At 25.4% G+C, this 24,135-nt stretch carries 18 protein-coding genes; 9 read left to right on the top strand and 9 right to left on the bottom strand.

The window, feature by feature from the left end:
- The first annotated feature begins 268 nt into the window (after positions 1 to 268).
- Together moaC and KQY27_RS06335 are read left to right on the top strand one after the other, a co-directional pair.
- Complete coding sequence (gene moaC / locus KQY27_RS06340; protein WP_224425729.1) at positions 269 to 739, top strand: cyclic pyranopterin monophosphate synthase MoaC; 471 nt, start codon at positions 269 to 271, stop codon at positions 737 to 739.
- A gap of 20 nt (positions 740 to 759) precedes the next feature.
- Positions 760 to 2,847 carry a DEAD/DEAH box helicase gene (locus tag KQY27_RS06335; RefSeq protein ID WP_224425742.1) on the top strand — a complete coding sequence of 696 codons (2,088 nt, stop codon included), beginning with the start codon at positions 760 to 762 and terminating at the stop codon, positions 2,845 to 2,847.
- A gap of 136 nt (positions 2,848 to 2,983) precedes the next feature.
- On the opposite strand, the gene sppA is transcribed toward KQY27_RS06335, so the two are convergent.
- Positions 2,984 to 3,808, bottom strand: coding sequence for a signal peptide peptidase SppA (gene sppA, locus KQY27_RS06330; RefSeq protein WP_224425728.1), 825 nt, complete (start codon positions 3,806 to 3,808; stop codon positions 2,984 to 2,986).
- A 231-nt stretch (positions 3,809 to 4,039) separates the two neighbouring features.
- On the opposite strand from sppA, the gene KQY27_RS06325 reads away from it, so the two are divergent.
- The 5 genes from KQY27_RS06325 to KQY27_RS06305 all read left to right on the top strand — a co-directional run bounded on the left by KQY27_RS06325 (position 4,040) and on the right by KQY27_RS06305 (position 10,474).
- Positions 4,040 to 4,927 carry a shikimate kinase gene (locus KQY27_RS06325; protein WP_224425727.1) on the top strand — a complete coding sequence of 296 codons (888 nt, stop codon included), beginning with the start codon at positions 4,040 to 4,042 and terminating at the stop codon, positions 4,925 to 4,927.
- A complete protein-coding gene (locus KQY27_RS06320; RefSeq protein WP_224425726.1) occupies positions 4,908 to 5,246 on the top strand; it encodes a chorismate mutase in 339 nt (112 codons plus the stop codon). The genes KQY27_RS06325 and KQY27_RS06320 overlap by 20 nt, the downstream gene beginning before the upstream one ends.
- Positions 5,247 to 5,495: 249 nt before the next feature.
- Positions 5,496 to 5,693 carry a 30S ribosomal protein S17e gene (locus tag KQY27_RS06315; protein WP_224425725.1) on the top strand — a complete coding sequence of 66 codons (198 nt, stop codon included), beginning with the start codon at positions 5,496 to 5,498 and terminating at the stop codon, positions 5,691 to 5,693.
- Positions 5,694 to 6,162: 469 nt separating this feature from the next.
- A complete protein-coding gene (locus tag KQY27_RS06310; RefSeq protein WP_224425724.1) occupies positions 6,163 to 9,219 on the top strand; it encodes an Ig-like domain-containing protein in 3,057 nt (1,018 codons plus the stop codon).
- 481 nt (positions 9,220 to 9,700) lie between these two features.
- Positions 9,701 to 10,474 carry an exodeoxyribonuclease III gene (locus KQY27_RS06305; protein ID WP_224425741.1) on the top strand — a complete coding sequence of 258 codons (774 nt, stop codon included), beginning with the start codon at positions 9,701 to 9,703 and terminating at the stop codon, positions 10,472 to 10,474.
- Positions 10,475 to 10,788: 314 nt separating this feature from the next.
- Here the strand turns inward: KQY27_RS06305 and KQY27_RS06300 are convergent, their stop codons facing one another.
- The 5 genes from KQY27_RS06300 to KQY27_RS06280 form a co-directional block, all read right to left on the bottom strand.
- Complete coding sequence (locus KQY27_RS06300; RefSeq protein ID WP_224425723.1) at positions 10,789 to 12,354, bottom strand: MFS transporter; 1,566 nt, start codon at positions 12,352 to 12,354, stop codon at positions 10,789 to 10,791.
- 516 nt (positions 12,355 to 12,870) lie between these two features.
- Complete coding sequence (locus tag KQY27_RS06295; RefSeq protein ID WP_224425722.1) at positions 12,871 to 13,425, bottom strand: acetate uptake transporter; 555 nt, start codon at positions 13,423 to 13,425, stop codon at positions 12,871 to 12,873.
- Positions 13,426 to 14,599: 1,174 nt separating this feature from the next.
- Positions 14,600 to 14,848 carry a DUF5654 family protein gene (locus tag KQY27_RS06290; RefSeq protein ID WP_224425721.1) on the bottom strand — a complete coding sequence of 83 codons (249 nt, stop codon included), beginning with the start codon at positions 14,846 to 14,848 and terminating at the stop codon, positions 14,600 to 14,602.
- Positions 14,849 to 14,936: 88 nt separating this feature from the next.
- Positions 14,937 to 17,051, bottom strand: a complete 2,115-nt coding sequence (locus KQY27_RS06285; RefSeq protein ID WP_305067306.1) for a heavy metal translocating P-type ATPase — start codon at positions 17,049 to 17,051, stop codon at positions 14,937 to 14,939.
- Between the two features lie 405 nt (positions 17,052 to 17,456).
- Positions 17,457 to 18,206: a DUF4013 domain-containing protein gene (locus KQY27_RS06280; RefSeq protein WP_224425720.1), complete on the bottom strand. Its 750-nt coding sequence runs from the start codon at positions 18,204 to 18,206 to the stop codon at positions 17,457 to 17,459.
- A 932-nt stretch (positions 18,207 to 19,138) separates the two neighbouring features.
- On the opposite strand from KQY27_RS06280, the gene gdhA reads away from it, so the two are divergent.
- Positions 19,139 to 20,485: an NADP-specific glutamate dehydrogenase gene (gene gdhA, locus KQY27_RS06275; RefSeq protein WP_224425719.1), complete on the top strand. Its 1,347-nt coding sequence runs from the start codon at positions 19,139 to 19,141 to the stop codon at positions 20,483 to 20,485.
- Positions 20,486 to 20,608: 123 nt separating this feature from the next.
- Here the strand turns inward: gdhA and KQY27_RS06270 are convergent, their stop codons facing one another.
- The 3 genes from KQY27_RS06270 to KQY27_RS06260 form a co-directional block, all read right to left on the bottom strand.
- Complete coding sequence (locus KQY27_RS06270) at positions 20,609 to 21,286, bottom strand: TIGR02253 family HAD-type hydrolase (protein ID WP_224425718.1); 678 nt, start codon at positions 21,284 to 21,286, stop codon at positions 20,609 to 20,611.
- A gap of 179 nt (positions 21,287 to 21,465) precedes the next feature.
- On the bottom strand, positions 21,466 to 22,149 hold the full coding sequence (locus tag KQY27_RS06265; RefSeq protein ID WP_224425717.1) for a DNA polymerase domain-containing protein: 684 nt from the start codon (positions 22,147 to 22,149) through the stop codon (positions 21,466 to 21,468).
- A 525-nt stretch (positions 22,150 to 22,674) separates the two neighbouring features.
- Entirely contained in the window at positions 22,675 to 22,860 is a 186-nt protein-coding gene (locus KQY27_RS06260) for a hypothetical protein (RefSeq protein WP_224425716.1), read from the bottom strand.
- 743 nt (positions 22,861 to 23,603) lie between these two features.
- Here KQY27_RS06260 and KQY27_RS06255 point away from each other — a divergent pair.
- Entirely contained in the window at positions 23,604 to 23,987 is a 384-nt protein-coding gene (locus KQY27_RS06255; protein WP_224425715.1) for a 30S ribosomal protein S8e, read from the top strand.
- The last annotated feature ends 148 nt before the right edge of the window (positions 23,988 to 24,135 follow it).

The raw sequence follows: 24,135 nt of genomic DNA, 5'->3' as shown, positions 1-24,135 counted from the left end.
AGATATTAGATGGAATATGTTGAATTATATTGAATATTATTGATTTAAAATTGAAAGAAAATTATAAATAACATAAGTAATAAATATAACATAAATAGTATTAAATAATAGAATCACTAAAAAATTATGGTTAAATTTGTCATATATCATAAAATTCTTGAGTATTATGTTAAATTTTATTATAAAAAGTATTATGATGTCATAATATTATTTTAAGTATTTCATAAATATTTTTTAAAAAAGATTGTAAAAATAATGGATTGATTAAATGTCAAATGAAGAATTTACACACTTAACTGAAAAAGGAGTTCGCATGGTTGAAGTTGGTGAAAAAATACCTCAAAGAAGAAAAGCCATAGCTTGTGGAAAAATAAAGCTTCAAGAAAAAACCATATCTATGATAGAAAATCAAGAGATTAAAAAGGGGAATGTTTTAACCACAGCACAAATAGCTGCTATACAAGGGGTTAAAAATACTGCTTCTATGATTCCTCTTTGTCATCCTTTAAATATCACAGGTATAGAAGTAGACTTTGAAGTAAAAGATGATGAAATTATGTGTACTGTTGGTGTAAAATCACAAGGACAAACTGGTGTTGAAATGGAAGCTATTACTGGTGTTAGTATTGGGCTTTTAACAATATGGGATATGGTAAAAGCTGTTGAAAAAGATAAGGATGGCCAATACCCAGAGACAACTATTACAGATATTTGTGTTATTAAGAAAGAAAAGTTGTAATTTATTGATTATTGGGAAATTTGATTATTATGGAAACTCTTCCTAAAGAAATAAAAAAAATAATAAATGATTCTTATCCTTATATTGAAGAATTTAATCCTGCTCAAAAACATGTTATTGATGCTGGATATTTGGAAAACAGAGAAAATTATGTGATAACTATTCCTACAGCTAGTGGAAAAACTGTTCTTGGAGTAATGGCAGCTCTAAAGGCAGTACTTAAAGGGGGTAAAGCTGTTTATGCAGCTCCATTAATTTCAATTCAAAATGAAAAAATTAAAGAATTTAAAAAATTTGAAGATCATGGAATTAAAGTAGGCAAACATCCAAATTCTTCTGATTTATCGGTTATGGTTTTTGAATCTTTTGATGCCCTTACTCGTTTTTCATGGGATGCTCTTCGTGATGTAGATACAATCATTCTTGATGAGTTTCATATGATTGGTGAATACTCAAGAGGGCCAACTCTTGAATGTGCAATAACTAGAGCTAAAATAATCAATCCAAATCTTAGAATTGTTGCATTATCAGCTACACTTCAGAATATGGGAGAAATTGAAGGCTGGTTAGAGGCTAAAGTGGTTGAACATGATTATCGTCCAGTTCCATTAAATAAAGAAGTATTGAATACTGAAATGTTTAATACTAGTAATAAAAATGAAGTAGTTGTAAAAATTGTAGAAAAAGCTATTGAAGATAATTCTCAAGCTCTTAGTTTTGTTTCAACTCGACTTTACACAGAAAGTTTAGCTAGCTATGTTGCTGGAAAAATAAAACGAAAAGTCACTCCTGATCAAAAAAAGAAATTTAAAGAAGTAGCTGAAGCTATTCTTGATGTTCCAAAGAAAAAAGGTTCAAGGCCTACTTCCACTTGTTTAAAATTAGCAGAATCTGCTGAAAATGGAGCTGTTTTTCACCATGCTGGTCTTTTTAATGAACAAAAAGAGATTATTGAAGATGAATTCAGGGCAGGGAATCTTCTTATGATTGCAGCTACTCCAAGTTTGATGTATGGTGTTAATTTACCTTCAAGGTCTGTAATAATTCGTGATTACACTCGTTGGACTTCACAAGGCCCACAATCTATCCCTGTTTTCGATTATGAACAAATGTCTGGAAGAGCTGGAAGGCCACAATATGATGATGTTGGGTTTTCTTATCTTATAGCTAAATCTTTAGATGAAGCTTATGATCTTCAAGATAGATATTTACATGGTGAAGTTGAAGCTACTAATTCTAAACTTATTGAAAATAAAGATGCAATATATAAGCAAATTATAGCTCAAATAGCTTCAAACTTATCAAAAAACCCTGAAGAAATCCAAAATTTCTTTAAAATGACTTTTTATGGATATCAAATGAATAATAATCCATCAATGGCTCTTTTTGCAGATGATTCCTTGAAATTTGAAATTGAGTCTGCTTTAGAATTTTTACTTCTAAATGGAATCATTCAAGCTACTCCTAGTGGGTTAAATGCTACTCCTCTTGGTAATTTAATAGCTAAATCCAATTATGCTGTAGAAACGGCTGTTAAATTAAAAGAATATGCAACTCAAATTGATGAAATTGATATAAATCAATTAATTTATCATCTATCCTCTAGTCCAGATTTACCTTTAATTTCGTTTAAAACTAGAAAAAGTAAAGATCCTGTGCGAGAAATGATGTCTCAAAAAGGGCTTTTTGCTGTTAATGTTGGGAACCCAGAAGCTACAACAGTAGCTTTGCTAGAATGGATAGATGAAAGAAATGAGTATGAAATTGAAAATGCTTATAATGTGTATTCAGCATCTACAAGACGTTCAGCATATGAAGCATCTTTACTTGTTAAATTCCTTAAAAATATATTTGAAACACTTGGAAAGTATAATTTTTCAAAAGATTTAGATTATCTTTCAGCTAGATTGTATTATGGTGTTAAAGAAGATTTAATTCCATTAGTTTTAGGTGTGAAACGTTTAGGAAGAAAAAGGGCTAGAGCTTTGGTTGATGCATTTGGAGAAGATCTCAGACCATTTTCAGAAAAACAGTTACAAAAAGTTGAGGGTGTAGGTCCAAAATTAGCTAAAAATATAAAAATATTTTCAGAAAATTTTGATAGCTAAATTATTCAGAAAATTATAATATATAAAATAAATAAGCTAAAAATAATAAAAAAGTAGAAATCCTTTAAAAAGGATCTCTTCCAACATATTTAGTGTATAATTTATTCATATGGTATGTAGAAATATATGAATATAATTAAATATAGTTAAATCCAAATAATCCACTATTGCCATAATCATAGATTTGATAATTAGTCATATGGGATTTATTTGCAGCTAATTGAATAGCATAATCTTTTCCACCTAAGTAATCAACTAAACTAACATTTAAACCCTGTTGACCAGTATATGGTCGTCCTTCAGCTATTTTTTTAACATATTCATAACTTAAGTTTCTATTTTTAGCTACAAGTTTTATGAAATAATCATATTCTTCATTAATCATTGTTTGAAGCATATTTCTTTCTTCAGAAGTTAAATTCCTATAATCTGATCCCATATCTTTATATTTTCCACCAGTTATGGAATACATGTCTATACCTTCTTTTTTGTAGTATTCAGATAAGTCACTTAAGGTTAATATAACTCCAATACTTCCTACCCATGAAGAAGGGCTAGCTACAATTTCATCTGCACCACTAGCTACCATATAAGCTGCTGAAGATCCACTATCACTTATTCTAGCTATAACTGGCTTTGTAGAGCTATTAACTTTTTCAAGCATAGATTCACCAGCTACTGGGCTTCCTCCAGGACTATTTATATCAAGAACAATAGCTCCAATACTTGGGTCATTAATAGCATCATCCATCATTTGGTTAAATACATCAGGATTAGCTACAGTGACATTCTCATTACTTGTACCATAACCAATTTCACCATAAACTGGAATGACTGCTACGGTAGTAGGTCCTGAAATCATTGCTATCAATGGAACAAAAATCATGATAGCTACTATAATAGATATTAATGCAAATCCGCCTAATATTCCCAATCCGAAATATTTTTTCTTTATATCCATTTTATCACATAATTTAAATATACTCTTATTATTCTAAATATACTCTTATTATTTATCATATCATAAATTTATTTTGCGATTCTTATATATTTTACTAAACTTTATAAAATTTTAAAGTATTCCCTAATTTTTATATAATAATAAATTCAAATATAATTAATATAGATAAATTGTTTGTAAACAGATTTAATTCATTCTATATTTTGATTAAGATAGATTTCAGGTGTTTTAATGAAAAAAGTCGTTCGTTCTCCAGGTTCTGCTACGATAGTTAATGCAATAGCTACAGGAAGTGGGTCTGCTTTTGGTATTAATTTGGATATTGTAGCTAAGGCAGAACCTATTGATTTCGGGATTAAATGTAATCCTGATATTGATGTAGACACTACACTCATGGAACTTTGTTGTAAAAATGTTCTTGATTACTATGGTATTGATTTTTCAGGTAGTAATCTTTTAGGTATGGGAATAAAAATTTCCACAAAAACTAACCTTCCTAAATCTTCAGGACTATCAAGTAGTAGTGCTCTTTCTAATGCCATTACTCTAGCTGTTAGTGAACTTGTTTCAAGTGAATTTGATAAAAATCCTTTAAATGACATGGAAATTATTAATTTAGCTATTGATTCATCTCTTGAAGCAGGTGTTACCATTACTGGTGCATTTGATGATGCTACTGCATCTTATTTTGGTGGAGTTACTGTTACAGATAATATTTATCGTAAGATTTTAGTCAAAGAAGAAATGCCTAACCACAAACTATTAATATACATGCCAAACATAGATTCAATGACTGCAAATTCAGATGTGGAAAGAATGAAATTATTAGCTCCATTAGTTGATATGGCATTTGAAAAAGCTTGTCAAAAAGATTATTATGTTGCTTTAAACTTAAATGGAATTTTATATTCTAATGCTTTAGGTTTCGATACAAAATTAGCTATTGACGCTTTAGAAGCAGGTGCAATTGCAGCTGGTCTTTCTGGAACTGGTTCTGCTTATGTATCTATTGTAAATGAAGAATCTGAAGATAAAGTTAAAGATATTTGGAATTCTTATACTGATTCTGGAAGAATTATTGAAACTGAGGTTGATAATCTTGGAACAAAAGTCATTTAATAAACAAGATTCGATTACTCTGAAAGATCCAGAAAAAATTCTTCATAGTTCAAGAAAAGAAATTGATCAAATTGATAGTGAAATAATTGATTTGATTCAAAGAAGAACTTCATTAGCTAAAGATATTGTATTATCTAAATTAGCTTTAGACATGGATATTTTTGATGAAAGTAGAGAAAAACTTATCTATGAAAAGTTAGAGAAATTAGCTAATGATAAAAATTTAACTCAAAATACTAAAAATTCTGTCTTTCAGATTATGGATATTTTGATAAATTTAAGTAAAAAAGAACAAGAAGAAATTATCATTGATAATTGAATTTTGTAAGATAATTAAAAAATATACAATATATTATAAAATATATCATTATAATTATATTATTAATTATAATATTATAAATTATAAATATAATTTTAATTAATTTATATTATATAAATAATTTTAATTAAATAAATATTTAAATCTTAAATAATTAAATAATGACTATAAATAGTTATTAAATTAATAAATTAGTTAAATATTAAGATATTGAGAAATTAAAAAATTAAAAATATAGGAGGAAATTTAATGGGAAATATTAGAACTTCATTTGTAAAAAGAATTTCAAAAGAACTTATTGAAATTCATCAAGGTGTTTTTACTACAGATTTCGATCAAAACAAAAAATTAGTAGCTGAAAAGTCTACTGTAAGTACTAAACACTTAAGAAATAAAATTGCTGGCTATATTACTAGATTAGTTAGACAACAACAAGCTGAAATGTAAGTTATTAACTTACTTTCTTTTTCTATTATTTTAATTTTTATAGATATTTTTAGATCTTTTTCTTTTTGATATTCTCTTTTTAATATTATTTATATAAAAAATTTATATAAACAATTGTTTACATTGTGTTATTTAAAATTTAAATAATTACTTTTTTTAAATTTGCTTATTTTCTTTATTTATGGGTTTTTGGTTTGTAATCTGGGAATATTTAAATATGATTTGTTTTTTCTTTTAGTTTTATTTTAATAGTACCACGGGATTATAATATTAAAACATTAATTTATTAAATCACTAATTAATATTCATAACAAGTTATTAATATGATGAAAATTAATATTATATATTATGATTGTCTTGTGGAATAATATCATAGGATAATCGATGGGGGTAAAATATGATATTTTTCTGTTATATTAATGGAGAACTTTTTCTCCCCCAATGAAAAATTTTTGGAGGTGAAAAAAATATGAGGCTAGGTAAAAAATATGAAAAAAAGTTAATTTTTGTATTTTTAATACCTATAAGTATATTATTCATTGTTTCTTTGCCTATGGCTTTTGCAGCAAATACAACGATTGATAGTAATACTCCAGGAGGTATAGCGGGAGCTATATCTAATTCAAGTGTTAATGATGGAGATACAATTAATTTGGAACCTGGAATATATAACAAAACAAACCAAGATTTCAATATAACAATAAATAAAAACGTTACAATCAGGGGAAATGGACCAAGTCAAAATGTAATTATAGATGCACAAAATATTAGTCAAATATTTGCAATAGCTGACAATATTAATGTGACTTTTATAAATATAACATTTATGGATGGAAATTCTCCAACTAATGGGGGAGCTATCTATAATCAATATTTGGGAACTATAATGACATTTATAAACTGTACATTTGTTGATAACAAAGCTTCTGGTTATGGTGGTGCCATTTACAATAATGGTTCTAATCTGAATGTTTATGAATCTAATTTTACTACTAATTCTGCTAATAATGGTGGTGCTATCTATAATAATGGTAGTAATGGTTTTATATATGGTTCTAATTTCACTAATAATAATGGTGGGATTGCTGGTGCTGCTATCTTCAATGATGGTATTGATTTGAATATTTCTAGTTCTAATTTCAATAGTAATCATGCAAATGAGGGTGGTGCTATTTTGAATAATGCTACTAATATGAAGATATCAACTTCTAATTTTTCTGCTAACACAGGAAATGGTGCTGCTATTGTTAATGATGTGTTTGGTAATAATTTACAAATTTCTAGTTCTGATTTCACTAACAATGAGGCTCCTAACAGGGGTGGTGCTATTTTGAATAATGGTGCTAATGTAAATCTCAATAATTCTACTTTCATTAGTAACAAAGCTGGTGATGGTGGGGTTATCTTTAATGTTGGTTCCAATTTTATTGTAAATAGTTCTAAATTCATTAATAATAATGCTAGTCTTAGTGGTGGTGCTATTTGGAGTATTGCTTCTAATTTGAATATCTTTGATTCTGAATTCACTAACAATAATGCAAATAGTATTGGTGGTGCTATCTATAATGGTGGTGATGGTATGTTTGTTTCTGGTTCTAATTTCACTGGTAACAATGCAACTACTAATGGTGGAGCTATCGCAAATACAGGTTCTAATTTCCGTATTTCTAGTTCTAATTTCACTGGTAACAATGCAACTATTAATGGTGGAGCTATTTTCACAAATGGGGTGATTAATGTAATTGTAGAAAGTTCTAAATTCGAAAACAATAATGCAGTTAATGGTAGTGCTATTTATAATGGTGGTGGCACTAATATGACTATATCCAGTTCTAATTTCACTAACAACAATGCAATAGATGATGGTGGGGCTATTTGGAATAATGCTACTAATATGAATGTTTCTAGTTCTATTTTTGATAAAAATAACGCAACTAATGGTGGAGCTATCTATGATATTGGTAATAATAGTTTTGCAATAGATTCTAGCTTTATCAATAATAAAGCAACAGGTGATGGTGGGGCTATTTGGAATAATTTTGCCAATTTTACTGTAATGTCTTCTAATTTCACTAATAATAATGGAAGTTCTGGTGGAGCTATTTGGAATAATGGTACTTCTATGAATGTATTTAGTTCTAAGTTTATTAATAACCAAGCTACTAATTATGGTGGAGCTATTATGAATACTGGTAATATGAGTGTTTCAAATAATACTATGACTGACAATAGTGCTAATTTAGGTCAAATGATTTATAATCTTGGCGATATTGGTGTTTTGAATTTGACTTATATTAATAATTCTACTATTATTGTTAAGAAAGGTCAAAATATTGTGCTGTTTGCTAATTTAGTTGATGATATGGGCAATACTGTTACTGGCCAAAATATAAGTTTTTATATTAATGAAACTTTAATTGGCACTGCAACTAGTATTGAAGGACTTGCTAATATTAATTATACTGTCACTGCTCCTATAGGTACTGTTACTCTAAATGGTACTTATGAGGGTATTGGTTCTTATCTTATTAATATTCTAAATGGTCAATTAATAATCAATAAACTCAATGTTAATTCTACAATTATTACACCGAATAACCCTAAAGTTGGTCAAAACATAACTATATCAGGTAAATTAACCGATGAAAATGGTATTTCATTAAATAATACTGAAATTACTATTACAATAGGTAATCAAACATTCAATGTAACTACTAATAATGTTGGAGATTGGAGTATATCTTTCATACCAACTATTGGCGGTAATGTTCCTGTTAAAGTAACTTGGGGAGGAAACGATACTTATAATAATTTTACTAATATTACAAGTTTCAATGTTTCTAAGATACTTACTAATATTACTGTTAGTGCACCAGAAAATGTTAAGGTTGGAGATAATGTTCCTATTGAAAGTAAATTAATTGATGAATATGGTAACCCTATTGTTGGGAAAACTATTAATTTTTATATTAATGGTAAGAAAATAGGATCTGCTATAACCGATAGTAATGGTATTGCAAGACTTAATTATACTGCTAATAAATCAGGTATACTTAATATTGTTGCTGAATTTACTGGAAACAACACACACTATGGATCAACTGCAAATAACATGACTAATGTTTCTAAGATAAAAACTTCAACTAAAATAATTGTTGATGGTGATAAAATTACTGTAATTCTTGTAGATGAATATGGTAATCTACTGAAAGATAAACAAGTTGTTTTAAAAATAGGTGGAAAAGTTATTGGTAGAGGTATTACAGATACTAATGGTCAATTAGTTATATACTACAAAGATGCATATAAATATAGAATTAATGCAATTTTCGCTAGTGATTCTAAATATTATGGGTCTAATGATATGTATATTCCTAATCCAACTCCTAATCCTAATCCAACTCCAACTCCTGATCCAAGAAATAATAGTGGAAATGCAGGTATGAAATCAACAGGTATGCCGATATTAGTTTTATTACTTTTACTTGCTAGTATTAGTCTTTTAGGATATAGAAAAAAAGAATAAAATATTTATATTTTATAGTTAATAATCACATAAACAATCCATTAAATCAAATATAATATGATTAACAGTAACAAAAACAATTATTAACTATTTTTTATTATTATATACTCTTTAATTATAATATTTCTTATTTTACTCTATCATGATACTTTATCATTGAATAAATTTATAATTTAATACTTTATATATTAGTTCATATATTATTCAATCTTTTTATTTTCATTTATTTATTTATTTATTTTTTAGATTTATTTTTATTATTTCTTTATTTTTCTAGGATTTTTATATTATAATAATATTTAATTAGATTTGAATATATTATCTATAACTAAATTTAATATAAATTAAATAATAATATAATAATATAATTATATTTTATAAAAATTATAAATAATTATAATGAAAATGATATAAAATTACCATAATCAAATTAGTATCATTAACACTATAATTAAATCATAAAACCCATGGAGGAGTTTTTATTGGAGAAATTAACCTTATTTCTTGGAATGTAAATGGAATTCGAGCAGTGGACAGAAAAGGATTTTCTGATTGGTTTTCATCAGCTAAACCAGATATTTTATGTCTTCAAGAAATTAAAGCCCAAGTTGAACAATTTCCTAGAAAATTAAAACACATTGAAGGATATCATAGCTATTTTAATCCAGCTGAAAGAAAAGGTTATAGTGGAGTAGTTACTTATTCAACTTTTAAAGCTAATGAATTTCATACAAGGATGGGTGTTGATAAATTTGATCATGAAGGCAGATTTTTAAGACTAGACTTTGATGATTTCATATTACTGAATCTTTATTGGCCTAATGGTGGTATGGGGGTAGATCGTCTACAATACAAACTTGATTTCTATGATGCATTTCTTGACTACACAAATAATCTAAGGGATGAAGGAAACAATCTAGTAATATGTGGTGATTTAAATACAGCTCATAAACCAATAGATATAGCTAGACCAAAAGAAAACGAGAAAATTTCAGGGTTCATGCCAATTGAGCGAGAATGGATAGACAAATTTTTAGCTAATGGGTATGTAGATACATTTAGAATGTTCAACCAAGAGAGCGAACAGTATACTTGGTGGAGCTATCGTACAAGAGCAAGAGATAGGAATGTTGGTTGGAGACTGGATTATTTCTTTGTAAATGATGAATTTAAGGATAATGTAATGGATAGCTATATTTTATCTGATGTAATGGGCTCAGATCACTGTCCAATTGGTTTGAAGATAAAGATTTGAATTTCTCATTAGATTATTTTTTTCATTAGATTAATAATTATTAATTATTATATAGAAAAGTATATAGCTTAATTTGTCTAATTTTGTTTAGGTTAAAGGAAATTTTGTTATATATTAAAATAATCAAGAATATATATAATATAAAATAATGTTGATTATTATTAATTAACTTCTTATATATTTGATTAATATTTATTAAATGATTATATATTGATCATATTGGTTATGTTGGTTATTTTGGTTATATTAATTATAATAATCTCAATTATATAGTTATAAATTATATAATTATAATTTTCATTGTTATTTCAAGATTAAGCGATTGGAATTGAATTATCTCCAATTTTCTTTTTAGGTAGTAAACAACTAATACCTGCACCAATTAAGAAAAGAATCGACAAAATATCAAAAATTATCTTCATAGATACTGCAATGGTATTATTTATAATATTTGATGCTTCTTTTTTAAATTCATCAGGAATTTTTAGTGGAGTATTAGTCTGCATCTTTTCAAAGTAGGTAAATAACTCACTATGTATTTCTGTTTTTGTTAAATTTGTTCCAAGGCCATTATCTTCAATAGAAACAGTAAGTCCTCCAATAATTCCTACAATGAGTAAAACTCCAATAATACTAGTTCCTATAGAATAACCTAAATTTCTAAATGTATTGAGTAAACCTGCAGCATCTGCACTTTTACTATCATCTACAGAAAACATTACATAATTAGTTAATTGTGAAAGAATCATTCCTACTCCTGTACCAAAGACTAATGTAGAGGGAATAATACTCCAGGGGTTCATAGTTGAACTAAATTGTCCACTAAGTAGCCATGTTCCAATAGCTGAAATAATAAATCCTATGATTATCATATATTTTGGATGAATATATTCTGATATTTTAGCTCCTAATAATGATAAAACCATTATAGCAATTGATGAAGGAAGTAAAACTACTCCTGTTAAAAATGCATTTAAGTGTAATACTTGCTGTAAAAAAACTGGCATTATAAATAAAAATCCTGCAAGAGGTATTTGTTGGAAAATAGAGTCAACTATTCCAATCGAAAAGATCTTATTTTTAAGTAATGTAATATCTGATAAGGGTTTTTTATTTTCTTTGATTAATTTTCTTTCCCATAAAAAGAAAATAACAAGCAAAGATATACCGATAATTAGTAATATTGGAACAAATCCCCATCTGCTTGGATCATTGATTAAAAGTAATCCTAAAACAATAATTATAAGGGAAATTACTGATAAAACACTACCTATATAATCAAATTCTCTCCATTTGATACTTGGTTTAGAGCTTTTAATGTAATAACTGAAGAAAAGTATTAAGAGAACGATTAAAAATTCACTTCCAAATATCATTCTCCAAGAAATATAGCTAGTAAAAAAACCTCCAAATATGGGACCAACAGCCGATCCCATAGCAGCTATGCCTCCCCATATTCCAAAAGCAGTGATTTTATCTTTTCCTTTATAGCTAGTTCCAACAATTGTTGTAGTTGCTGGTAACATTAATGCTGCACCAATACCTTCAAGAATTGCCCAACCTAAAAGCAATATCCATGCATTAAAACTTATTGATGCTACTAAGGTTCCTATTCCATATATAATAGTTCCAACTAAAAATGATTTTTTACGACCTATTATATCTTGCATCTTACTTCCAATCAACATAAATGATGCTATTACTAATGAATATAAAGCTATTATCGCTTGTATAGTAGTTATTTGAGTGTTTAAATCCACTACTAATTCAGTAATAGCTACATTCATTGCAGACATATCTAAAACTATTATAAAAATAGCCATACATGATACTATAGCTGGACCCCATTTGTTTGTTCCTTCTCTTTTGGTAATATTCATAAAATTCCCTCATAATAGGATTTATTAAAAAATTTATTTAAATTAAATTCAATCTAGTATTTGAATTAGTGATTTATAAATATTTTATATCTATATATTTATTAATAATAGATTATTATTGTTTTCATTGTTCTTATTATTTTTTATTGATATTTAGATTATATTTTTTATTTTTATTATTCAAAAAATAAAAATCAAATAAATAAAGTATACAAAATAAAAAAATGATAATATTATAGAATAATTATTATATTAAAAGAAAATGAATTTAATAAAGAATTAAGGAATTAAGGAATTAAGGAATTAAGGAATTAAGGAATTAGGAATTAGAGAATTAGGGAATTAGGGAATTAAAAAATTAATAAATAAAAAGTAAATAAAAATGTAAAAAAGTTAAAAAATAGAAAATTAAGTAATTAATTTAAAAATTATTAAATTATTAAATTATTTAAATAATTATAATAAATTTATATAAATTATAATAAAATATAAAAAATTATAGTAAGTTATAATTAATTATAACTTGAAAATATCTTTTTCCCAATCATTATTGATTATTTGACCAATACAAGCATAAATAGCTGCAGCCCCTAAGAATATTCCTAAATATCCAGCGATTATTCCTAATATGCCTATGCCTGTAAAGTCAGCTGCGGCGAGTAAGAAGAATAGAATACTTACTACTCCAAATAATACTTGAAGAATTTTTATATGTTTTAAAGAACTTATAAACATGAAACTTGTAAAACATCCAAATATTAACAAATAAAAAGCCATTGAAATCGGATCAGCAGGTTGAATCTGTCCAATTCCTGGAAGTATCCAAATCATAGCTAATGAAATCCAAAAAAATCCAAATGAAATAAATGCGGTTCCACCAAATGTGTTATTAAACTTCATCTCAAAAATCCCAGCTATTGTCTGAGCTATACCGCCTAAACATACGGTAACAGCTAAGATAACTGTGGATAATTCAATTATTCCTGCATTATGTAAACTAAGTAATATCGTCGTAATTCCAAATCCAAAAAGCCCTAATGGCGATGGATTTGCAAAAGTATTTTCACTCATTATTTTATCTCCTTTAATTACTATTATATATCTTTTATTTAATTTGATATAAATTTTCAATACTTTGTTTAAAATATATATAAAATATAACATTTAACAATATATTGAGAGAATTTATACAAGTTATATGTTAATAAATCATTATATTTAAATTAGCATCACTTAAATTTTGAATATTTTTGAATATAAAGGAAAATTCGTAATAACTATATTTTGAAATCTTTAAAAATAGATATAAATGTATTTATATTGATTAAAAAGAGTTTATATCTATTATCTGAGCCTTTTTGTTAATATAATAATTTTATGTATATCTATATGTGATGAAAATTAATATGGATTATAGTATTTAGGATTCCTTTCTTTTCTATATAAAACTATATAAAGATTATATTAAATAGATATAAAAAATATATAAAAGTTATATAATTATCAAATTAGAATATGTTATATCTATATATTCAATGTTTAGTATAAAAATGTCTTATTTAATAATTATTAATTTATTTTAATTGTTCTATTTTTAGTAAAATGTTTTAAAAATATTAATCTCATTTAAGTTTTTCTATTTATTTTAATCCAAAACATTTATATAACTATTTTTATAAATAATCCTTCAGTGAATAAAATGTTTCAATACATCCGAATAATTTAAGTGTTTAAAAATTTTTATTAACGGATTGTTTTGTTTATCAATGTTTTATTCATGGGGGGTTTGATTTAAGGGGGGGTTAATTGTGACCCTTTCTTTTATTTATTATAATATTTATTTTATTGTTTTTTTTAAATTAATTCTAATTACTCAAATAAATGTTGGTTTTTAATTAGAGTATAAATCTTGTTTTTAGTAGAAATATAAACTATTTATAGAAAATTTTTTTTAAAAATATGTAAAAATAGTATAATAATCTAATAAAAAATTAATTATAAAATAAATAAAAAACAATGAAGAAAATAGTATAATAATCTAATAAAAAATTAATTATAAAATAAATAAAAAAATTTTATAAAAATAGTATAAAAATAGAATAAAAAATTGTTGTAAATAAAATAAATAAAAAAATTTTATAAAAATAGTATAAAAATAGAATAAAAAGTTGTTGTAAAATAAATAAAATAAATAATAAATAAAATAAATATTGAAAATAATTCAATATTAAAATTAAATTAAATTTTATTCATTATCTGTTTCTATTCCTAATTTTCCTAATGTTCTTCCTAAAAATACTGTTACAACTACAGCTATTATTGTTACTATAATAGCATATATAAGTAACCCTATTGTAGCTGAACTTGTTTTTAGAAATTCATTTATAAGTGCCTGAATGGCACCATTCCAAGCTAAACCTGCAACAAATGCAAAAGCAGTTGTCATCAGGGTAGCTAATGTTTTCAATGTTTCAATTTTCATACTATCTGTCATTTTTATCACCATATATTTATTTATTTATTTATTTATTTTTGAAATAATTTAATATAAACAAAAATACCTAACATTTTATAGAAACTAATTATTCTTTTAAAAGCATCGCATTTATAGCTACTATAATTGTACTCAAAGACATTAGAACAGCTCCAATCATTGGATTAAGCATAAAACTAAATGGTGCTAATATTCCTGCAGCTAATGGCAGTGCAATTACATTATACCCCGCCCCCCAAACTAAATTTTGATTCATTTTTATTGTTGTTCTTTTACCAAGATCTAAAAATTTAATAATATCATTAGGATTGCTTTTAACCAGTATTATATCTGCAGAATCGATAGCTACATCTGTTCCAGATCCAATAGCCACTCCTATATCTGCCATTACAAGACTTGGTGCATCATTAATTCCATCTCCAATCATCATCACTTTTCCTGATTTTTGATATTCTTTAACGAGTTTTTCTTTATCTTCAGGAAGTAATTTTCCATGAACATCTTCAATTCCTAATTTTTGAGCAACTAAATTAGCTGTTTCTTGATTATCTCCTGTAAGCATTACTGGTTGTATGTTTTTCCTTTTAAGAGAATCAATCATATTTTTAGATTCAATTTTGATTTTATCTCCTTGTGCAATAAACCCTAATAAATCATTATTTTCATTTAGTAAATAGCTAATAGAGTTTCCATTTGCTGCTAACTTTTTAAATTTGTCTTGATTATGAGTTATATTATTTTTATCTAAATATTTTTCTGAAACAAGCTTAAATTCATTAGAATCAATTGTTCCTATTAAACCTATTCCTGCTATTTGCTTAATATTTTCAGAGTTTTTATAAGAAATATTATTTTCTTTTGCTTTTGATAAGATTCCAATAGCTAACGGATGATTTGATCCTTTTTCAAGTGAAGTTACTATTGATAATATTTCATCATCATTTAATTTTTCGTTTAAGCTTTTATATTCAGATACTTTAAAGTTTCCTTCAGTTAAAGTCCCTGTTTTATCCATTAATGCATATTTTAAGTCTTTCACCTGTTCAAATGAGGTTCTGTTTTTAAATAAAAGTCCATTTTTTGCTCCAAGAGAAGTACTTCTAGCTACTACAAGAGGTATAGCTAACCCTAATGCATGAGGACAAGCTATTACAAGAACTGTTACAGCAACAGAAAATGCAATGCTTATATTTTCTACAAAATACCATGAAACAAATGATATAAGTCCTAATGTGATAGCTACATAAAATAAAGTTCTTGCTATGAGATCTGCCACAGTTTCTCTATTGGATTGTTCTTTTTGAGCATCAGAAACTAATTTTTGTACTTGTGAAAGATAACTAGTTTCACCAGCACCAGTTATTTTTATTTGAATTGTCCCTTCTCCATTTACCGATCCTCCAATAACATTATCATTAATATTTTTAGCTATTTGTTTAGATTCACCAGTCACCATTGATTCATTAACACTGGTTTCACCTTTAACAACTTCTCCATCACCAGGAATCTTTTCTCCAGCTCTTATTTCAACAAAATCTCCTTCTTTCAAATCTCTAGGGTCAATATCTAAGATATCATATTTTAAATTATCAATATTTTCATTATTTTTTACTATAATTTTATGAGCTTTTTTCGGAAGTAATTTAGCTAATTTGTCTAATGCAGAACCTGCACTCATTATTGAACTCATTTCAAGTATATGTCCTAATAACATTATATCAATTAAAGTAGCTAATTCCCAAAAGAAATCTGTAACCATGGGATGAACATTAAAAACATTATTTGCAAAAACTGAATAAAGGCTGTAAAAATAGGCGACTGTAATTCCCATTGTAATCAAAGTCATCATTGCAGGTTTTCTATTTTTTAACTCGTCTCTAGCTCCTTTAAAAAATGGTTGTCCTCCATAAAAGTAAATTATTGTCCCAATAGCTAAAACTAACCAATACGAACCTGGAAAGCTAATTTGAAAGGGTAGTTCCATTCCCATCATAGGGGATAAAATTATAATTGGAATGGTTAAAATCAACGAAACCCAAAATCTTTTTCTAAAATCTCCCATATTCATATTTCCCATTCCTTTATGGGACATATGCTCATGATTCTTCATTTGTGAATGTTTTTCATGTTTCATATTGGACATGTTCATATTTTCATGATTATTTTTGTCTGTATTTTTATGTTTTTCCTGTTCCATATCCATGTTTTCAACCTTAAATATAATATCTTTCTTTGATTTTTTATTTTTAAGATGTCATTATCAATAAAATTAATATTTTTATTAATTAAAAAATATTTTATTTATATATTTTATTATGTTTATTATATTGTTCAAATTTAATATATCTTTTTATTTTTCAATTAATAATGAATAAAAATAGAATATATGTATAAAATAAAAAAATAAATTAATGAAATATATAATTTAATAAATAGTGGATTAAAATGTGGAAATAATATTTATTTTAATGAAATAGTTTAATAAAATAGATTAATTTAATTAAAAAAATAAATAATTTAAAAATAAATCATTTGAAAATAAGTATAAAATAAATAATTTAAAAATAAATAATTTGAAAATAAATTATTGAATAATAAATGTAGATTCTTAGTTAAGATTATACATTGATGCTGTTGCTCTACTTTCAACAATAAGTAAGAATGGATAAACTAATAGAATTAGTACTAATCCAAATAGATACATGTCAAAAGATATATTCATGAAACTTAGAGATATAATTTGTGAAAATATAATCAAATAGATGAAATTTAATATTGAAACAAAGATTTCTACAGCTACAAAACTTAGGAATATTACACCACTAGCAATAATTATCCACCAAGCAACAAAATAGATATATTCTAAGAAACCTACAGATTTAATTATGGTTATTAGCTCTTTTATATTAAAAGCTGCTTTCAATGATTTCCTATGGATCATATGGGGGATAGCTACCATAATCAAGATGAATGTAAATATCCAAAGGAAAATCATAGCTGTAATTTCTATCCCAATATCTAAATAAAGGAGATTTGAAGGAATAATAAGTTGAATAGTTTCTGGATTAAGTAGGGCCCAAATTGATATTATAAGAGCAGGAATTGAGTAAATTAACATGACTAATGTTCGCTTTATTCCATTTACAAACATATTTTTCCAGTTTTCAAATGGAGGAATCTCATATTTTCCGTGGATTATTGAATTAACACCAATGGTGGTTATATTATATGAATAACCTTGAACAAGGAAAAATGGAACAATTAAAAAGCTTAACAAATTTAATATTCCCAATCTAGCAATAATATTAAAATCTTTAAGGGAATATGTCAATGAATCTTTTAATATCTCTAATATCATGATAAAATCTCAATATTTTTTTAATTATGTTATTATTATTTGTTTAAACTATTATATAATATTATCATTAAAAACTATTTTATCATGAATTAATCAATTAAATATATTATATAACCAATTATAATTAGATTAATTAATTAAATCATCATAGTCTACATATATGCTTTTTCCTACTTCTTAATATGTTTCAATAAACTTTTAATTTGATTTATTTGATAATGTTTATTGATGATTATTGATAGAAATTTATTTGATTTTATCATATACTTTTATGAATTTTTTATTATTATCATAAACTTTAGATCATTTATAATGTGATTATTATTTTCATAAAAAACTTAGCTATTTTTTAGTTTTTCTAATAAATATTGAAATAATTGTTAAAATTATTCTATTTTTTTTAAACAGTGGAACTTTAAGAAATAGGGGATTATTATTGAACAAAATCGCAAAGTTTAAAAATAAAAATACTAATAGTAGTATTAGAAATATAAATGTGTAAATGTTTAATAATTAAGCATAAAGTTCAGATTTTGTTTTATTCTAATATTTTACACTTTTGCTATGATTTCTTGTTTAAAATTAAAAAATAAATAAATATGGGATTTTAAATTTTAAATATTTGTATTTTATACATAATATATTAGTTAATATATTTTATATTTATGTATTATATTTTATATTGTAAATTACGCAAATTTATGTATTATATGTTGATTTAATTATCTATATTATGTAGTATGTGATTAATTGTGCATAATTATAGATTATGTTGATTTAATTGTATATATTATATTTAATATATTAATATAAGTGTATATAGTGTATATAATCTTTTATAATAAATTACATAATTTGTGTTTAATGAAATAATGTCGTAAATTAATATTTTAGGGACAATTATATATAATTGGGATAAGAGGAGTGATTATATGTCATATGTACGTGATGTTTTAGAAGATTTAAAGAAGAAAAACGAGGATCAACCAGAATTTATTCAAGCTGCAACTGAAATACTAGAGTCTCTTGAGCCAGTATTTGAAAAACACCCGGAATACCAGAATACAGGGCTTCTTGAAAGATATGTTGAACCAGAGAGAATTGTAATTTTTAGGGTGCCATGGATTGATGATAATGGAAAAGTAAGAGTAAATAGAGGATATCGTGTACAATTTAACAGTGCTATCGGACCATATAAAGGAGGACTCCGTTTTCACAAATCTGTAAACCTATCTATCATTAAATTCCTTGGATTTGAACAAATATTGAAAAATAGTCTTACTGGAATGAATATAGGTGGTGGAAAAGGAGGGAGTGACTTTGATCCTAAAGGAAAATCTGATAATGAAGTTATGAGATTTTGTCAAAGTTTCATGACTGAACTTTATAATTATATTGGTCCTGATACTGATGTTCCAGCTGGAGATATAGGTGTGGGCTCTAGGGAAGTTGGATATTTATTTGGACAATACAATAGAATAGCGCATGAACATCACTGTGTATTAACTGGTAGTGGGTTAGAATATGGTGGATCTCTTGTTCGTACTGAAGCTACTGGTTATGGTCTTATTTACATTACAGAAGAAGCAATGAAAGACAGAGGAGATAGTTTTGAAGGTAAAAAAGTTGTTGTTTCAGGTTCTGGAAATGTAGCTATTTACGCAGCTGAAAAAGCTATTATGTTAGGTGCTACTGTCATAGCTATGTCTGATTCTTCTGGTTATATTTATGATGAAAATGGTATTCAAGTTCCATTTGTTAAAGAAATTAAAGAAATTAAACGTGGAAGAATATCTGATTACTTGAATTATTTCTCAAAAGATAATCTAACTGCTAAATTTGTTGAAGGTAGTATGAATATTTGGGATTTAAAATGTGATGTGGCATTACCTTGTGCTACTCAAAATGAATTAGATGGAATAGCAGCTGAAAAACTTGTTGCATCTAAAACTAAATACTTATCTGAAGGAGCTAACATGCCTTGTACTCTTGAAGCTACTAATATTTTACAAAATAATGGTGTTGTATATATTCCTGGAAAAGCAGCTAACGCAGGAGGTGTAGCTACAAGTGCATTAGAAATGGCTCAAAGAAGTTCTAGATTGTGTTGGTCCTTTGAAGAAGTTGATAGAAGATTGAAAAATATCATGATAAATATTTATAGAAGCATTGATAGTGCAGCTAGGGAATATGATCAAGAAGGAAATTATGTTATTGGTTCTAATATAGCTGGTTTCATAAAAGTAGCTAATGCTATGATGGCTCAAGGTGTAGTTTAATTCTTAAGCCATTTTTATTTTTTATTTTTTATTCAATTTTTATTAAATTAATTAAGTTTTATATAATCTATATATTTTATTCTTATTTCCATTTTTTTTTATTTTGATTTAAGTATTATAAAATTAAAGAATTTTAGATAGGTCTCCAATAGTTTCAATTATTTCAATATCAAAATTTTCTAAAGCTTTCATTGATATAATATCATCAAGATCAGAATTTACTAAAATACCTGACATTCCTGCATATACTGCTCCCATGATATCAATTCCAAGCTTGTTTCCAATCATAAGGCTGTTTTCTGGAGTGCATTTCATTCTATTCATAGCTTCTTCAAATATTTTCTTTTCTGGTTTTTCAGATCCTACTTCTTCTGAAGTAATAACTTCATCAAAAAAATAATGAATATCTAATCTAACTAACTTTTCCCACTGTTTTATAGTTATTCCATTGGAAATTACACCTAATTTATAACCTTTATTCTTAAGATAAACAAGCACATCCATTGTTTTTGGGAATGGTCTAAGAAGGGCAAATTTCACATTATGATATGTAACCATTCCTAAAGCTATTAATAAATTGCTTTCTTCTCCACACATTCTTTTTGTAAGAACATTAAAGTGTTTATTATAGTTAGAGCCTTTTTCTGCAATTATTTCTTTTAATAATTCATATGCTTCATCTTGAGTTGAAGGTAAGCCATTTTCAATCATTACATCAATAGCTGCTCTTCTAGCTAACTCTGCAAAACTAGAAGTATCTAATAAAGTTCCATCAATATCAAAAAAAATCGCTTTTTCCATTTCAACACCTTTTCGAGTTTTTTATTTTTTATTATTTATTTTTTATTAAATTAATTAAGTTTTATTATAATCTCTAAGTTTTATTTTTTATCAATTTGTTAAAATTGAGTCTTATTTTGTATTATTAAGTTTCATTTTAAAATATTTGTAATTTTGTAATGTTCTATTTTTTGTATAATTTAAAAAAAAGCATCTAATGTTTTTTGCCGTTCTTTTTCCCCTAATTCAGCTAAACTTTCTTTAGTATAACCGAAGGAAGCCATTATTCTAGACACTGCTGGAAGTATTTGATTATCTATATAATAATCTGAATCATATTTATATTTCTCTGAATCTTCATAAGGAATAGCTCTTTGGCTTATTGGTCCTTTACCTTTTACAATAACATATTGAATTATAGTTCCTCTGCCAATTTTTATTCCTTTAGCTTCTAATCTTTGTGCAGCTACTACATGAGGACCAATTTGCTTATAATCAGATAATTTTTTGGTTATTTGTGTGTGGATAATCATCTCTTTCATATCCAAGTTTCCAGTTTTTACTCTTTTTAAAGCTTCTTCAATAATTTCCACAGCTTTATCAACATCACCATCTTTTAAGATAGCCATTAAAATGTCTTGTTGTGTGTCTTTAGCTATTGGAGCCCAATCTCTTCTTACAAGCTCTAAACCTTTAGCTATAATTGTTCCATCCTCAATAACCGCATATCTCTTTTTGGTTACAAAAAATCCTCTTCTATAAAAACCTTCATATTCAAGTTCCATATGCTCAGGAAGAGTTGGGTTGAAATCTGCTAGAAATTTTTGTGCTTGAGATTTAATTTCTTTTTCAAGTTCTAGCTGTTCTTTACTTTCAATTGACATAAAAACACGATTAATATTTAAATAATATTAAATTTATTCATTAATAAAGATATCTCTATTATATTTAACATCTATATTTTATTCACTATCTCTATTTTATTCAATATCTTTGCTATATCCTCATTGGTAATTATCTTTATTTTAGTAGTTAAATATATTTATTTTATATCAATTTTTACAATTTTTTACAATTTTTTATAATTTTCTACATTTTTATCTATTTTATATTTATTTTTATATATTTTTCATTTTTCTCCATTTTACTATATAAATATATAAATACTATATAAATAGTTTAAAAATAATAATAAATTGAAAAAATAGAATTTTATTTATAAAATTTAATTTATAAAGTTAATCTGAAAATAATAATTAAAAAAGTCCTTATTTAAAAATATGGGTTATTAGAAATATTTTAATTGATGATTTATTAAAATAATTAATAGCAAAAATAATAAAAAAATATTGAAAAAATAAATAAGATTAGAGATTTTAATTTTCTATATTAAAATTTAACATATAATACTAATCTGATTTTCTTTCAGCTTCTTTTTTTTCATAATCTGCTTCATTTTCAGCTTTAGATGCTTTATATTTTGCTTTATCCTTAGCATTTTTAGCTTCAAGTTCAGTTTTATTTTTAGCTTCTTTTGCTTTATCTCCAACTTCATCTTTTACTTCTTTAGCTTTTTTTTTAATATCTTCTAACATTTCATCAACCCTCTATATGTTTATGTATTTGTAAATATGTATTATGTTTTTTATATTACTTAAATTTTTTTAATAAAAATATAATAAAAAATATATAAAAAATATTATATTAGGAAAATATATCAAACATATAATAAAGCTATGAAATAAATCAGAAATATAAAGATTTTAATATTAATAGATAATTAAGTATATTTGAATATATTAGATAATTAAGCATATTTAATATCAAAATAATTAAAGATAAATAAATTAAATATAATTAGATGTATATTAATCTTTTATAAATGATTTTAAAATATAAAAAAAATATTCTCACAAAGTTTATATATGAAGAAAACTAATATTTTGTTATCATATCTAAAAGACTATTTTTTCTTTACATTTAATGAATTATAAGAAAAATAATACCAAAAATTTAGGTGTAATTTTATTGCTCTCACAATATTATGGCTGGATGATGTTTATTTAACAGCTAATTACTTAAAATTTGGTCTTTTATATTGAAAATTATTAATTTACTATCTAAATCATATTATTTAATACTAAATAAACTTATTAGCGGCATAGAAATAATTAGATAATATTTGATTAAGGATTAAATAAATTTATTAAAATTAAATTATTAAAATTAATTATTAATAAATTATAAAATTAAATAGAATTATAATTAAATAAAATTATAAATTTATCTAGTAAAACTAAATAGAATTACTCAAAATTCATTATAATTAGGTGAAATAATGGCAATATCACAAGGAAAATCCACAAGGAAATCAACTGGTGGAAGATATATAGCAAACCGTGGGAAAAGAAAGTCTGAATTAGGAAGAGAACCAGCTAATACTGGATTAGATGAGAAAAGATTAAGAAAAATCAGAACTCGTGGTGGAAACGAAAAATTAAGATTAGCTTCTGAAAACAAAATGAATCTTTTTAATCCAGAATCTAAAACAGCTGAAACTGTTGAAATTATTACAGTACTTGAAAATTCAGCTAACCCCAATTATGTAAGAAGGAATATCATCACTAAAGGAGCTATTGTAGAAACTAGCGCTGGTAAAGCAAAAGTAACTTCTAGACCTGGTCAAGATGGTATTATTAATGGCGTTTTAATTAACGAATAAATATTATTCGTTTTTTATTTACTCTTTTATTAGTTTTTTATTCATTTTTTATAGTTTTTTATTTACTCTTTTATTAGTTTTTTATTCATTTTTTATAGTTTTTTATTTACTCTTTTATTAGTTTTTTATTCATTTTTTATAGTTTTTT

The organism is Methanobrevibacter sp. TMH8 (assembly GCF_020148105.1).
Taxonomy (GTDB): domain Archaea; phylum Methanobacteriota; class Methanobacteria; order Methanobacteriales; family Methanobacteriaceae; genus Methanobinarius.
The sequence above is the reverse complement of the archived record's forward strand: the minus strand, read 5'-3'. Positions and strand labels throughout refer to the sequence as shown.

Coding starts and splice junctions, on each gene's coding strand:
- KQY27_RS06265 (WP_224425717.1), bottom strand. CDS start 22,149: ATGTCAATTGAAAGTAAAGAACAGCTAGAACTTGAAAAAGAAATTAAA.
- KQY27_RS06255 (WP_224425715.1), top strand. CDS start 23,604: ATGGCAATATCACAAGGAAAATCCACAAGGAAATCAACTGGTGGAAGA.
- gdhA (WP_224425719.1), top strand. CDS start 19,139: ATGTCATATGTACGTGATGTTTTAGAAGATTTAAAGAAGAAAAACGAG.
- KQY27_RS06285 (WP_305067306.1), bottom strand. CDS start 17,051: ATGGATATGGAACAGGAAAAACATAAAAATACAGACAAAAATAATCAT.
- moaC (WP_224425729.1), top strand. CDS start 269: ATGTCAAATGAAGAATTTACACACTTAACTGAAAAAGGAGTTCGCATG.
- KQY27_RS06300 (WP_224425723.1), bottom strand. CDS start 12,354: ATGAATATTACCAAAAGAGAAGGAACAAACAAATGGGGTCCAGCTATA.
- KQY27_RS06325 (WP_224425727.1), top strand. CDS start 4,040: ATGAAAAAAGTCGTTCGTTCTCCAGGTTCTGCTACGATAGTTAATGCA.
- KQY27_RS06270 (WP_224425718.1), bottom strand. CDS start 21,286: ATGGAAAAAGCGATTTTTTTTGATATTGATGGAACTTTATTAGATACT.
- KQY27_RS06295 (WP_224425722.1), bottom strand. CDS start 13,425: ATGAGTGAAAATACTTTTGCAAATCCATCGCCATTAGGGCTTTTTGGA.
- KQY27_RS06310 (WP_224425724.1), top strand. CDS start 6,163: ATGAGGCTAGGTAAAAAATATGAAAAAAAGTTAATTTTTGTATTTTTA.
- sppA (WP_224425728.1), bottom strand. CDS start 3,808: ATGGATATAAAGAAAAAATATTTCGGATTGGGAATATTAGGCGGATTT.
- KQY27_RS06290 (WP_224425721.1), bottom strand. CDS start 14,848: ATGACAGATAGTATGAAAATTGAAACATTGAAAACATTAGCTACCCTG.
- KQY27_RS06315 (WP_224425725.1), top strand. CDS start 5,496: ATGGGAAATATTAGAACTTCATTTGTAAAAAGAATTTCAAAAGAACTT.
- KQY27_RS06260 (WP_224425716.1), bottom strand. CDS start 22,860: ATGTTAGAAGATATTAAAAAAAAAGCTAAAGAAGTAAAAGATGAAGTT.
- KQY27_RS06280 (WP_224425720.1), bottom strand. CDS start 18,206: ATGATATTAGAGATATTAAAAGATTCATTGACATATTCCCTTAAAGAT.